Origin of the sequence: Streptomyces sp. NBC_00726 (genome assembly GCF_045161735.1) — a bacterium.
In the GTDB taxonomy this organism is placed as follows: Bacteria; Actinomycetota; Actinomycetes; order Streptomycetales; family Streptomycetaceae; genus Streptomyces.
Window position 1 is genome coordinate 83,339 of sequence record NZ_CP108984.1, and the last position, 13,029, is coordinate 96,367.

A 13,029-nucleotide genomic window follows, 5' to 3' on the forward strand; every position below is an offset into this window, starting at 1 on the left:
CCGGTTACCCGATGCCCTGCGCATCGTGGAGTTCGAGATGGGGCCAGGTCAGCGTGGTGGCGCCCCAGGTGAGGCCGCCGCCGAAGGCGAGGAGCAGCAGCCGCCCGCCCGGTTCGACGCCTCCGTCCGCCGCCGCCTGGGCGAGCAGGACGGGGATCGAGGCGGCGGCGGTGTTGCCGACCTCGCCGATGTTCTGCGCGAACAGCTCCCGGGGCAGGCCCAGCCGTTCGGCCAGCGCGGCGCTGACGCGCGCGTTCGCCTGGTGGGTGACGACGCGGTCGACGTCGTCCAGCGTCCAGCCGGCCCGGTCCAGCGCGGTGCCGGCGGCGGCGCTCATCCGCTCGACCGACTGCCGGAAGACCTCGCGGCCCCGCATCCGGAAGTACCGCGATCCGTCGTCGGGGGCGGGGAACGGGTGCCGCGCACCGCCCGCCCCGACCGTGATCAGGTCGGCGCGCTCCCCGTCGCTGCCCAGCACCAGGGGGCCGAGGGCTCCCGGCTCGTCGGCCCGTCCGCGCCGCAGCACCACCGCGCCGGCCCCGTCGCCGAAGATGGGCAGGGTGGTGCGGTCGTCCGGGTCGAGCAGGGTGGAGAACGCTTCGGCGGCGATCACCAGGACCCGGTCGGCGAGCCCCGCGGCGAGGAAACCCGCCCCCGTCGCCAGGCCGTAGAGGAATCCCGTACAGACGGCGGAGACGTCGAAGGCCGCGACCTCGCCGAGGCCGAGCCGGGCCGCCACTTCCGGCGCGGTCGCCGGGCAGCGCCGGTCCGGGGTGGTGGTCGCCAGCACCACGGCGTCGATCTGCCCGCCGCCCGCCGACTTCAGGGCGGCCCGGCCCGCGCCGACCGCGAGGTCGGAGGTCGCCTCGCCGGGCCCGACCCACCGGCGCCGGGAGATCCCGGTCCGTCCCACGATCCAGTCCTCGGGCGTGTCCAGGCGCTCGCCCAGTTCGGCGCTGGTGACGATCCGGTCCGGCAGCCGGTGCCCGATCCCGCAGATGACCGCCCGCTCCGCTCCACCGCCCGGGGCACCGGTCACGTCCCGTCCCCCTGCCCGGCGGCCCGCAGGGCCAGCGCGACATCCATGATCAGGTCCTCCTGACCGGCGACCGCCTGGCGCCTGCCCAGCTCGAAGAAGACGTCGCGCGGATCGACCTCTTCGCGCGCGGCGATGTCCAGCACCCGGGTCTTGAAGCCGGAGAACACCCCGGCCAGGCCGCTGACGACGGAGAGGGAGTCGATCGTGGGCGGCGCGGGCATCAGTTCCCGCTCGGCGATGTCCGCCGCGTCCAGAAGTCCGTACAGGTCGATGCCGGTCCGGTAGCCGAGCCGTTCCAGCACCGGCACCAGCACCTCCAGCTGGGTGTTGCCCGCGCCGGCCCCGAAGCCCCTCGCGCAGGCGTCCAGGATGTCCGCGCCCGCGTCGGCGGCCGCGACGGAGTTCGCCACGGCCATGCCCAGGTTGTTGTGGCCGTGGAACATCACCGGTACGTCGACGGCGGCCCGGATGGCCCGGATGCGCTCGGTGACATCGGGCGGGAGGTAGTGGCCGGAGGAGTCGAGGATGCCCACCCCGGTGGCCCCGTACCCGACGAGCCGCGCGCATTCCTCGGCCAGCTGGTCCGGGGTGGCCATGTGGCTCATCAGGAGGACGCCGTGCGCCTCGACGCCCTGTTCGCGCAGGAAGCCGAGGTGCCGTTCGGCGAGGGTCGCCTCGGTGCAGTGCGTTCCGATGCGCACGAGATCGACCTCGTGGGCGAGGGCCCTCTTGATGTCCTCGACCGTGCCCCAGCCCGGCAGCAGGAAGACCCCGAGCTTGCTGTGCGTGAGGGCTTCGCGCGTGACGGACAGCATCTCGTCGTCGTCCAGCCGGGCGAGTCCGACCTGGAGCGAGGACGCGCCCAGCCCGTTGCCGTGGCCGACCTCGACCACCGGAACGCGTGCCGCGTCCGCCGCCCGGGCGTACGCGCGCAGCTGGTCGGCGCCGAGGCTGTGCCGGACGGCGTGGTGGCCGTCCCGCAGGCTCGGGTCGTGGATCTGGATCGGCCTGCCCGGGGTCTCCGGTGCTGTCGCCTCGGTCATGACTCACCCACGCCTGCCGTCGAGAGCCGTTCCGCCGCGTAGTTCTCCGCGACCAGGATCGCGGCGGAGTTGATGATGTCGAGATTCCCGGCGTACCGGGGGATGCGGTCCCCGGACGAGGTGACCTCGACGGAGACGAACGCCTTGCCGTCGTTCACCGAGCAGGCGTTCACCCGGAAGCCGCCCGCATAGGAGCGCACTTCGTCCGCGGCTTCCGCCACCAGTGCGGACACGGACTCGGTGGTGAGGTCCGGGCCCAGCAGGGACATCGCCACCCGGAAGGGCGCCGGCGGCCGCGCGGGGCTGATGTTGAGCATCACCTTGACGTTCCTGACGCCGGTGAAGGCGCGGATCGCCTCCTGCGTGGTCTCGACGTACTCGTCGAGATTCATGCGGGTCCCGCGGCCGATGCTGCGGGTGGCGCATGTGGTGACCACTTCGATGTAGTCGATCCGGTGCGCCCGGGTAATCGCGTGCAGGACCGGCACCGACGCCTGGCCGCCGCAGCTCACCATGCTGAGGTCGCGGTGGGCGGCGATGTCCGCGCGGTTGACGGTCGGGATGATCATCCGGCCGTTCCGGCTCGGCGTGAGGTCGACCAGCGTCGTGCCCAGCGGAAGGAGCTTCGCCACGTGCTGGGCGTGGGCCGCCGCGCTGGTGGCGTCGAAGACCACGTCGAAGGGGCGTTCGGCGTCGACCAGGGCCTCCACGCCCCGGTCCGAGACCGGCACGCCCAGGGCCGCCGTACGCCGGAGGCCCGGCGCGGACGCGTCGCGGCCGGCGACCATTCCCAGGTCGAGACGGTCGGAACGCATGATCTTGGCCATCAGGTCGATGCCGATCAGGCCGGTGCCGAGCACCGCCGCGGACAGCCGGCCGGCCGCGGCGCGGGAGCCGTTGTGGGTCATTCGTCGCTCCTGACGCGAAGAGGGCGTCTCAGTCGCGGGCACGCTTGTACGCCAGCGTGACGCCGTCGAAGACGGGAAGCATGCTCAACTCGACGCGCTCGTCCTTCAGGAGTGCGGAGTTCAGCGCACGCATGGAATCGGTCTCGGGGTCGCTGACGTCCGGGCGCGCGACGCTGCCGGCCAGCAGGACGTTGTCGATCACCATCAGACCGCCCGGCCGCAGCAGTTCGAGGCAGCGCTCGAAGTAGAGCGGGTAGCCCTCCTTGTCGGCGTCGATGAAGGCGAGGTCCACGGTGCCCGCCGCGCCCTCGGCCAGCAGCGTGTCCAGGGTGTGGACCGCCGGGCGCAGTTCCAGCCGGATGCGGTCGGCCACGCCGGCGCGCTCCCAGAACGGGCGCCCGATGTCGGCCCACTCCTCGTTGAAGTCGAGGGCGATGAGGCGGCCGTCCGAGGGGAGCGCACGGGCCATGCACAACGTGCTGTATCCGGTGAACACCCCGACTTCGACCACGGTCTTCGCGGATATCAGCCCGACGAGGAAGGCCAGCAGCTGTCCCTGTTCGGGCGAGGCCGACATGTTGTGTTCGAAAACCTGCGAGGTGGTCGCCGCACGCAACTCGCGGGCGATGTCATCCTCGCGGAGCGACACGTCCTGTACATATCGCTGGATCTCGTCGTCGAGCACCAAATGAACGAGCACCGGTTCCTCCTCGTGGCACCGATGGGGGACGACCGGCATTCATGGTGCCAGGAAAGGCCGTCGCCAACGTCTCCGAAGTTGCGCTTCGGATCAAGCGGAAACGGTGTACAGCAAGCGCGGAGGCGATTCGCTCCGATGCCTTGGGCATGGTGGTGAAGAAATGCGGAAGACCGGACTCATGGGTGCGGCGCATGTTCCTTCATGACGACAGCGGAATACACAGAGCTATGCGGAGAGTGGCACATGACAGCCTTTTCTATTCCCGCCCGGTTCGCCGAGCAGGTCGCCAGGACACCGCATGCGACGGCCGTGTCCGAGGCCGCGACGGGGACCGCTCTGAGTTATCGGGAGCTGGATCACCGGGCGAACCGGCTCGCGCGCCGTCTGACCGGTCTGGGGGTCGGCCGCGAGGACCCCGTCGGGGTGCTGATGACGCGCTCGTCCGATCTGGTGGTCGCGCTGCTGGCGATCCTCAAGGCCGGCGGGGTCTACGTACCGGTCCATGAGGACGACCCCGCGGACCGGCGGCAGTGGATCGTCGACCGTGCCCGCCCCGTACTCCTGCTCGTGGACGACGCGATGCGCCGGGCGGGCCTGCCCGAGCGGGTGCCGGTGCTCGCGGTGCACGGCCCGGAGACCGCCGGGGAGCCCGTGGACGACCCCCGGGTGTCCGTGCTTCCGGACCAGTTGGCCTATGTCATCCACACCTCGGGTTCCACCGGCCGGCCCAAGGGTGTCGCGGTGACCCAGCGGGATGTGGTGCGGCTTCTGACGGACCCCCAGTGGAGCGTCGAACGGCATGCGCGCGTCCTCCAGTTGGCACCGTACGCCTTCGACGTGTCGGCGTACGAGATCTGGATGCCGCTGTTGCACGGGGGCCAGGTGGTCGTCGCGCCCCCCGGCCGGGTGGAGCCCTCGGTGCTGCGGGAGCTGATCGAGAAGTACGAGATCACCGGGCTCCACATGACCGCCGGGCTGTTCCGGGTGTTCGCCGAGGAGGCCCCCGAGACCCTGGCCGGTGTGCGCGAGGTCCTCACCGGCGGCGATGTGATCTCTCCGGTGGCCGTCCGCCGGGTGCTCGACGCCTGCCCCGGTCTCGTCGTCCGCGCGATGTACGGCGCGACGGAGGGCAGTGTGTTCTCGGCGCACCTCGCGATCACCCGCGACACGGAGCTCGGCAGGACCGTCCCGGTGGGCGACGCCTTCACCGGCATCGGCCTCCACATCCTGGACGAGGACCTGATCCCCGCGCCGGCCGGTGCCATCGGCGAGATATACCTCGCGGGCGAGGGCGTCGCCCGCGGCTACCAGGGCCAGGCCGGCCTGACCGCCGAGCGCTTCGTGGCCGATCCGTACGGCTCGCCGGGTGCGCGCATGTACCGGACCGGTGACATGGCCCGCCGGACCGCCGACGGCACGGTCGAGTTCGCCGGCCGGGAGGACGGCCAGGTGAAGATCCTGGGCTTCCTGGTCGATCTGGCCGAGGTGGAGGCGGCGCTGGCCGCGTTTCCGGGGCTGACGCAGGTCGTGGTCCTGGCGCGGGCGGGCGCGGACGGGACCAAGCAGTTGGTCTGCTACGTGGTGGACGGGACGGGCACGCTCGACCTCGCGGCGGTCCGGGCGCACGCCCGGACGAAGCTGCCCGGCTATATGACGCCGAAGGCGTTCGTACGGCTCGACGCGCTGCCGCTGACCGCCAACGGCAAGCTGGACCGCGAGGCCATGCCGGAACCGGACTTCGACCAGGTCGTCGCCTCGCGGACGCCGCAGACGCCGCTCCAGCGGGAGCTGTGCGCGATGTTCGGCTCCCTGCTGGAGGTGTCCGAGGTGGGGATCGACGACGACTTCTTCGAGCTCGGGGGCCAGTCGCTCCAGGCGATCCGGCTGTGCAACCGGATCGGCGCCGCGGTCGGCGTCGGCGTCTCGGTGAACAAGCTGTTCGACCACCCGACGGTGGCCGAGCTGGCGGCGTACATCGACGGCAAACGGGCCGCGCAGACGGCCCCGGCGGCCTCCTGATGACGGCGGCGACCCGGCCGCTGACCGGTGCCGAATACCTCGAAAGCATCCGCGACGACCGCGAGGTGTACATCTACGGCGAACGGGTGGCCGACGTCACCCGGCACCCGGCGTTCCGCAACCCGGCCCGGATGATCGCCCGGCTGTACGACGCGCTGCACGACCCGGAGCACCAAGGTGTGCTCACCACCGCCACCGACTCCGGTGGCGCCGGGGGCTACACGCACCGGTTCTTCACCACCCCGCACAGCGCGGCCGATCTGGTCGCCGACCAGCAGGCCATCGCGGCGTGGTCCAGGCTGAGCTACGGCTGGATGGGGCGCAGCCCGGACTACAAGGCTTCGCTGCTGGGCACGCTCGGCGCGAACGCGGACTTCTACAACCCGTTCGCGGACAACGCGCGGCGCTGGTACCGGGAGTCGCAGGAGAAGGTCCTGTACTGGAACCACGCCATCGTGAACCCGCCGGTGGACCGGCACCGGGCACCGGACGAGGTCGGCGACGTCTTCGTACACGTCGAACGGGAGACCGACAGCGGGGTGGTCGTGAGCGGGGCGAAGGTCGTCGCGACGAATTCGGCGCTCACCCACTACAACTTCGTCGCCCACACCGGACTGCCGGTCAAGGACCGCAAGTTCGCCATCTCGGCCACGCTGCCGATGGACGCGCCCGGGCTGAAGCTGATCTGCCGCCAGTCGTACTCCGCGGCGGCGGAGTCGACCGGCAGCCCGTTCGACTACCCGCTGTCCTCCCGGCTGGACGAGAACGACTCCATCCTGGTCCTGGACAAGGTGCTGATCCCATGGGAGAACGTGTTCATCTACGGGGACGTCAACAAGGTCGGCATGTTCAGCGGGCACTCCGGGTTCGTCGAGCGGGCCATGTTCCACGGCAGCACCCGGCTGGCGGTGAAGCTGGAGTTCATGGCCGGCCTGCTGGCCAAGGCCCTGGACATCACCGGGGCCGCCGACTTCCACGGCGTACAGACGCGGCTCGGCGAGGTGCTCGCCTGGCGGAACCTCTTCTGGGGGCTGTCCGACGCGGCGGCGCGCAATCCGGTGGAATGGCGGGACGGCGCGGTGCTGCCGAATCCCGACTACGTCATGGCGTACCGGTGGTTCTCCCAGGTCGGCTACAACCGGGTCCGGGAGATCGTGCTGCAGGACGTCGCGAGCGGCCTGATCTATCTGCCGTCCAGCGCGCAGGACTTCCGCAACGAGGAGATCCGGCCGTATCTGGACACCTATCTGCGCGGCTCGCACGGCGTCGATTCGGTGGAGCGGGTCAAGGTGATGAAGCTGCTCTGGGACACGATCGGCACGGAGTTCGGCGGCCGGCACGACCTCTACGAGCGCAACTACACCGGCAACCACGAGAACACCCGGATCGAGCTGCTGCGCGGCCAGATCGGTGACGGGAAGCTGGACGGGTACCGCGAGTTCGCCGACCGCTGTCTGGCCGAGTACGACCTGGACGGCTGGCTGGCGCCCGACCTCGCACGGGACTAGCCGGTACGCGCGAGGGCCCGCCCGCCGGGTGTGATCCGGCGGGCGGGCCCTTTGCCGTACGCGGATGTGCCCGGGGTCACCGCGCCGCTTCCGGATCGCCGGGCTGCACGGTTTCCCGGGGCGGGGCCGGGGCGGTGAGGCCGGGGGCGTTGCGGGTGAGCCGGTCGAGCAGGGGCGCCGTGACGGCGGTGGACACGACGGCCATGAGGACCATCATCGTGAACAGGTCGTCCGAGATGACGCCGAGTTGCAGGCCGATGCCGAGCACGACGATCTCGGTGATCCCGCGGCAGTTCATCAGGGCGCCCATGGCCGCCGACCAGCGCCAGTCGCAGCCGGCCAGCCGGGCCGCTCCGGCGGCGCCGAGCCATTTGCCCGTCATGGCGACGGCCAGGATGAGCGCCACCCAGCCCCACTCGCTGCCGGGCAGCCCGGCGATGTCCGTGCGCAGGCCGATGTCCACGAAGAACAGCGGCAGCAGCACCGGCACGACCACCGCCTGGAGGCGGGCCGCGCCGCGTTCGACGGCCGGCAGCCCGCGCGGCAGGGTCGCACCGGCCAGGAACGCGCCGAAGGCGGGGTGGACTCCGATCCGGTCGGTGGCCCACGCGGCCAGGAGCAGACCGGCGACCAGCAGGACCGTCACCAGCTCGCCGGAGGCCCGGGCGGCACGCGCCAGAGCCCGCTTCACGAGACCGCGCCCGGCCACGAGCGCCGCGGTGAGCAGGGCGGTCAGGGCGAGGGCGACGAGGGCGTCCACGGGGGAACCGGCGGTGGCCAGGGCGGTGACGGCGATGAGCAGGCACCAGGCGAACGCGTCGTCGGCGGCGGCGCACGCGAGGGCGAAGGTGCCCAGGCGGGTGGCGGCCAGGCCCTTGTCGGTGAGAATCCGCGCGAGCACGGGGAAGGCCGTGATGGACATCGCGGTGGCGATGAACAGGACGAACGGCAGGCGCCGCACCCCGTCCGGGGCGAGCACCGGGAACATCGCCAGGGCGAGGCCGGTGCCGAGCACGAGCGGCAGCGCCATGCTGCCGGTCGCGACGGAGGCGACGGCACGCCGGCTGGCGCGCAGCGAGGCCAGGTCGAGTTCGAGTCCGACGAGGAAGAGGAAGACCAGCAGGGCGAGATTGCCGAGCACGGAGGTGTACGGCAGGACGGCGGCCGGCAGCAGCAGGTGCTGGACGCCGGGGGCGAGCCAGCCGAGAAGGGAGGGGCCGAGCAGAATGCCGACGGACATCTCCCCGATCACGGGCGGCTGCCCCAGGCGGCGGGCGGCCCAGCCGCCGGCCTGGCAGGCCAGCACCACCGCGGGAACGGCGATCAGGACGAGCGAAAGGGGGCTGGACATGGCAAGAAACCTCCCGGGGTGCGGCTTCGGGCCGGAGAGCGGGCCGCCCGGTGTCAGGCTTTCCGCACGGACATCCGCAGGCCCCCGCGTACCCGCAGCGAGAGCATCGGCTCGGGCACCACGGACGCGCCCTTCGGCAGCACCAGGCGGAGTTCACGCATGACCATCGCGATGACGAACACCGCTTCCATCATCCCGAGGTGGTTCCCCACGCAGAACCGCGGTCCGGCGCCGAACGGGATGTACGCGTAGCGGGGGCGCTGCGCCCGTCGCCGCCGGTCGAAGCGCTCGGGGTCGAAGCGTTCGGGCTGCTCCCAGAACCCGGGGTGCCGGTGCAGCGTGTAGGGGCACACCACCACGTCGGCGCCCTTGGGAATGCCGTAGCCGGCGATGACGTCGGGGGCCTGGGCGATCCGGGAGAGCATCCACACCGGCGGGTAGAGCCGCATGGTCTCCTCCACCACCATGGAGGTGTACGTCAGCCGGTGCAGGTCCTCGTACTCCGGCAGCCGGTCGCCGAGCACGCTGCGGGCCTCGTCGCGCAGCCGCTCGGCCACCTCGGGGTTCTGGTCGATGAGGTGGAAGGCCCAGCTGAGGGTGCTGGCCGTGGTCTCGTGCCCGGCGAGCAGCAGGGTGACCAGCTCGTCGCGCAGCCTGCGCCGCGCGACCCGCGGGTCCTGTTCGGCGTGCACGGATTCGAGCAGCCGGGAGAGCACGTCGTCGGTGTCTCCGCCGGAGCGCGACGCGCGGTCCGCCGCCAGCTTCTCGGTCACCTTCTGCAACCGGGCCCGGGCGGCGCGGAAGCGGAGCTGCTGGGGCAGCGGCAGGAACTGCGGGACCGCCCCCAGGGTGACGACCTCGAACATCGCCTGGTCCTGTACGGCCTCGAAGTCGTGGCCGATCGAGGTGTGGCCGCTCAGATCCTCGTCGAGCAGGGTGCGCCCGAGCACGCCGAGGGTCAGCTCGGTCATCTCGCCCGTGATGTCCACCGGCCCGGTACCCGTACGGGAGCGCAGCCGGCCGACCATCCGGGCCGCCTCCTCGGCCACGACCTCGGCCTGGGCCGCGATCCGTTTGGCCTGGAACGCGGGCTGGATCACCCGGCGCTGTTCCCGCCACAGCTCGCCCTCGCTGGTCAGCAGTCCGTCGCCGAGCGCCCGGCGGGCCTGGTGCAGGCCGATGCCCTTGTGGTAGTTCGCCGGGTTGTCGGCGAGCACGTATTTGGCGTAGTCGGGATGGTTGAAGAAGTAGAGCGTCTTGGGGCCGATCGCGACCCGGACGGCATCGCCGTAGCCGTCCGCGGCCGTGCGCATGAGCGCGAGCCGGTCGCGCAGGAGCATGTTGAGCAGCTTGAAGGTGGCCAGCCGGGAGGGGCCGGGCGGGACCCGCCGGGCCCCGGTCGCTTCGGCCCGGGTGGCGGTCACAGGGCCCGGCCCTCCGCGCCGGCGGTGAGCCGTTCGGCGATCCGGCAGCGCCAGATCTCGTAGGCCGGCGTGTCCCGGTCGGCGCCGGGGCCGGGCCGCGACTCGCGGCAGACGGCGACGGCCTGCTCGGGGGTGGTGCCGCACAGCACCTCGGTGGCCAGCGCGGTGTGGGCGTTGTCCAGCCCGGCCTCGACGCGCGCGGTGGCGGCGAACGCGGAGCCCTGGGCGACCCACTGGCGGTGCTTCCCGGACCGCTCCAGGAAGAGCTGGAGTTCCTCCTTGCCGACGCCCCCGGCGTACGTGGCGGCCAGGGCGGCCCCCGCGTAGAGGTCGGCGTGCCGGTCCTCGGGGAACGCGTCGAGCAGGGCGGTGATCCGCTCGACGTCGGTCCCGCCGACGAACCAGGCGGCGCGGCCGACGCCTTGGTCGATGACCCGGTTGGCGTACGGGGAGCGCGGGGCGCCGGGCCAGGTGAAGCCGGGGTCCTGATACTGCCCGTGGACGTACTGGTCGGTGCGGAAGTACGCCTGGTGGAAGCCGTATCCGTCGAGCGCGAGCCAGCACAGCAGCGGGTCGGCGAGGTACATCCGCGACCAGCGGAACCGCGGCACCCGGGCCATGGCCCAGCCGACTCCGACGTAGGCCATGTACGCGTGCTTCGACGCCTCGCCGTCCAGGAAGCGTTCCACGTGCCGGCTGCCGCCGATCGGCAGCCCGTCACGCACCGCCATCCCCATCGCGGCCCCCTCGTACGCGAACCCGCGGAACTCCGCCGGTACGGTTTCGAGCCCGGCTTCGGCGTCCGCGGTCGATGAGGACGCGGCGGCGTGGGCGTAGCCGGTCAGGAAGGACTCGCCGACCATTTCGAGCCGTTCGCGCGCCTCGGGGCTCTTCTCGTAGAAGCCTCGGGTGGACAGCTTCGTCTCGTTCATGCTCGGGGTCAGCAGGCGGCTGCGGAGCCGGCCGAACTGATTCGCCATTTCTACTCCTCGTGGGAAGGGGTGACGACCGTGCTCAGCCACTGCGTGCGGATGTTCCGGCGCCACAGCTCGTATTGCGGCTCGGGTCCGGTGCCGGTGCGCTCGACCTCGGTGCGGTCGGCCAGGTCCACGGCTTCTTCGATGCCCAGTCCGGTCAGTGCGGACGCCGCCGCGACCGTGTGCCCGGGTACGAAGTCCGCGTAGTGCCGCGCCTTGACGGCGAACACCGCGCCGACCGCGAGGTCCCCGGCGTAGCCGTCCCGGGCGGCCGTGTCCCGCATCCGGGCGAGCTCCGCGGCCGTCGCGCCGCCCGCGAAGGCCGCGGCGAGACCGACGCCGCTCCACAGGTCGGCCCGCCGGTCCTCGGCGAACCGCGCCACCGCTGCGGCCACCGCGGTCGGGCGGCCGCCGTGGATGAACCACAGCGCCCGCCCGATGCCCTGGTCGACGGCACGCAGGAAGTAGCCGGGGTGCCCGTCCCAGGGGTAGGGCGCGGGACGCTGCTGCTGGTCGACCCAGCGCGCGGTGTGGAAGTACGCGAGGTCGAAGCCGTATCCGTCGACGGCCAGCCAGCTCATCGTGGGGTGGAACGGGATGTCGCTGAGGTCGGGCAGTATCTTGCGCCACAGCGGGCGGGGCAGCCGCGCCATGGCGAACCCGATGCCTATGTAGGCCAGGAAGAAGTGCGGGCGGCCGGAGCCGAGGATCAGCTCCCCGGTCCGGTGCCCGCGTATCGCGTCGCGCACGGTGAACGCCATGGCGGCCCCCTCGTACGCGAAGCCCCGCATCTCGGGTTCGACCATCGCCAGCCGCTGTTCCACCTCCGCGGTCCCCCGGGACTCGATGCCCCACTCGAATCCGACGACGACCGACTGGGGGATCATCTCCAGCCGGTCCGTGGCCGGGGTCCGGGTGACGGGGAACTTCCGGCCGGCGAAGCTGACCGAGTGCAGCGAAGGGGCGAGCACGACCCTACGCAGCGAACCGAGCGGTGTGGCCATCTGGCAGCTCTCCCTTGGTGGTCGGTCTCGGTGGTCCGGTCAGGCCGGCAACTGGTGGAATCCGCCGCCGAAATACAGCAGCGGGTCGTCGGTCTCCCCGCGCCCGATGTCGAGCACCGAGCCCAGGAAGATGGAATGGTCACCGCCGTCGTACACCGCCGCAAGGCCGCATTCCAGCCATGCCTGGGCGTCGGTCAGGACGGGGGCCCCGGTGTGCTGTCCCGGCGTGAAGTCGACCGTCTCGAACTCACGGGAGCCGCGTGGCCTGCCGCGGTCCGCGAAGTACTTGGCCACATCCCGCTGATGGCCCGCCAGGACCGAGACCGCGAACGCCTTCTCGGTGAGGATGGCGTCGTGCAGCGCCGCCGTGCGCTTGACGCACACCAGGATCATCGGCGGTTCGAGCGAGACGGAGGTGAAGGAGTTCGCGGTCATGCCCTGGGGGGTGTCCCGGCCCGTGGTGAGGACGGTGACCCCGGTGGCGAAGCGCCCCAGCACACCGCGCAGTTCACCGAGTGCGAGGTCCGGGCCCGTCGGGTCCGCCGCGGGCGGCGGGCCCGCGGAAAGCCGGTCTACGAGGGTCATGCCCCGGCCCCGCTCGTCGTACCGATGAGCTGCCCCTGCCCGGGTGCGGCGTACGGCGCGAGCGCGTTGCGCAGCGCCTCCGGCACCCGTGCCGGGCGGGTGTCCGCGTTGGGGCCGCGCATGCACGCGATCCGTTGCCGCCCCCTGGCCACGAGGTCCTCGGTCCCGTCCGGTCGCACCCGGACGTAGTCGAAGCTGAAGGCCACCTGGGTCTGGGTCAGGTCGTCCAGGCGCATCCGGATGGACAGCTCGTCGAACGCCGTGATCTCCGCGAAGAACTCGCAGTCGACCTTGAGGGTGAAGAGCTTCAGGTCGTCCTGGATGTCCGCGAGCACTTCGGGCGCGCGCTCGTGCAGGAACATCTCCCGGCACCGGCCCTGCCATCGCAGGTAGTTGACGTAGTAGACGTTGCCGACCAGGTTGGTGTCCTCGAACCCGACCAGGTGGCGGTACTCGTAGTACGGCGACATC

The 13,029-nt window shown here is 71.8% G+C and carries 12 protein-coding genes; 2 read left to right on the top strand and 10 right to left on the bottom strand.

The genetic code is table 11. The features are described 5' to 3' along the window. Positions 1 to 4 precede the first annotated feature (4 nt). From OG338_RS29890 to OG338_RS29905, 4 genes are read right to left on the bottom strand one after another with little or no spacing between them, the layout of a single operon-like run. Positions 5 to 1,039, bottom strand: a complete 1,035-nt coding sequence (locus tag OG338_RS29890; protein WP_331741666.1) for a beta-ketoacyl-ACP synthase III — start codon at positions 1,037 to 1,039, stop codon at positions 5 to 7. Further along, on the bottom strand, positions 1,036 to 2,082 hold the full coding sequence (gene dmpG / locus OG338_RS29895; RefSeq protein ID WP_331741669.1) for a 4-hydroxy-2-oxovalerate aldolase: 1,047 nt from the start codon (positions 2,080 to 2,082) through the stop codon (positions 1,036 to 1,038). The genes OG338_RS29890 and dmpG overlap by 4 nt, the downstream gene beginning before the upstream one ends. Beyond that, a complete protein-coding gene (locus OG338_RS29900) occupies positions 2,079 to 2,990 on the bottom strand; it encodes an acetaldehyde dehydrogenase (acetylating) (protein ID WP_331741672.1) in 912 nt (303 codons plus the stop codon). Before OG338_RS29900 ends, dmpG begins: the two co-directional genes overlap by 4 nt. A gap of 28 nt (positions 2,991 to 3,018) precedes the next feature. After that, on the bottom strand, positions 3,019 to 3,690 hold the full coding sequence (locus OG338_RS29905) for a class I SAM-dependent methyltransferase (protein WP_331742022.1): 672 nt from the start codon (positions 3,688 to 3,690) through the stop codon (positions 3,019 to 3,021). A gap of 243 nt (positions 3,691 to 3,933) precedes the next feature. On the opposite strand from OG338_RS29905, the gene OG338_RS29910 reads away from it, so the two are divergent. Both OG338_RS29910 and OG338_RS29915 read left to right on the top strand, forming a co-directional pair. Continuing rightward, entirely contained in the window at positions 3,934 to 5,709 is a 1,776-nt protein-coding gene (locus OG338_RS29910) for a non-ribosomal peptide synthetase (RefSeq protein ID WP_331741674.1), read from the top strand. Next, a complete protein-coding gene (locus OG338_RS29915; RefSeq protein WP_331741677.1) occupies positions 5,709 to 7,217 on the top strand; it encodes a 4-hydroxyphenylacetate 3-hydroxylase N-terminal domain-containing protein in 1,509 nt (502 codons plus the stop codon). Before OG338_RS29910 ends, OG338_RS29915 begins: the two co-directional genes overlap by 1 nt. A gap of 76 nt (positions 7,218 to 7,293) precedes the next feature. Here OG338_RS29915 and OG338_RS29920 read toward each other — a convergent pair whose 3' ends face one another. Genes OG338_RS29920 through OG338_RS29945 form a run of 6 tightly spaced genes read right to left on the bottom strand, consistent with a single transcriptional unit; the run spans position 7,294 to position 13,028 of the window. Beyond that, positions 7,294 to 8,568, bottom strand: a complete 1,275-nt coding sequence (locus OG338_RS29920) for a cation:proton antiporter (protein WP_331741680.1) — start codon at positions 8,566 to 8,568, stop codon at positions 7,294 to 7,296. A 53-nt stretch (positions 8,569 to 8,621) separates the two neighbouring features. Then, positions 8,622 to 9,992, bottom strand: coding sequence for a cytochrome P450 (locus tag OG338_RS29925; protein ID WP_331741683.1), 1,371 nt, complete (start codon positions 9,990 to 9,992; stop codon positions 8,622 to 8,624). Beyond that, positions 9,989 to 10,972 (bottom strand): DUF1702 family protein, encoded by a 984-nt coding sequence (locus OG338_RS29930; protein ID WP_331741686.1) that lies wholly within the window; start codon positions 10,970 to 10,972, stop codon positions 9,989 to 9,991. Before OG338_RS29930 ends, OG338_RS29925 begins: the two co-directional genes overlap by 4 nt. Positions 10,973 to 10,974: 2 nt before the next feature. Then, the gene (locus OG338_RS29935) at positions 10,975 to 11,973 is read right to left on the bottom strand and encodes a DUF1702 family protein (protein ID WP_331741689.1); all 999 of its coding nucleotides are present in this window, start codon (positions 11,971 to 11,973) and stop codon (positions 10,975 to 10,977) included. A 39-nt stretch (positions 11,974 to 12,012) separates the two neighbouring features. Continuing rightward, positions 12,013 to 12,558 (bottom strand): flavin reductase family protein, encoded by a 546-nt coding sequence (locus OG338_RS29940; RefSeq protein ID WP_331741693.1) that lies wholly within the window; start codon positions 12,556 to 12,558, stop codon positions 12,013 to 12,015. Further along, positions 12,555 to 13,028, bottom strand: a complete 474-nt coding sequence (locus OG338_RS29945; protein ID WP_018105874.1) for a thioesterase family protein — start codon at positions 13,026 to 13,028, stop codon at positions 12,555 to 12,557. Before OG338_RS29945 ends, OG338_RS29940 begins: the two co-directional genes overlap by 4 nt. Between the last annotated feature and the right edge of the window lies 1 nt (position 13,029).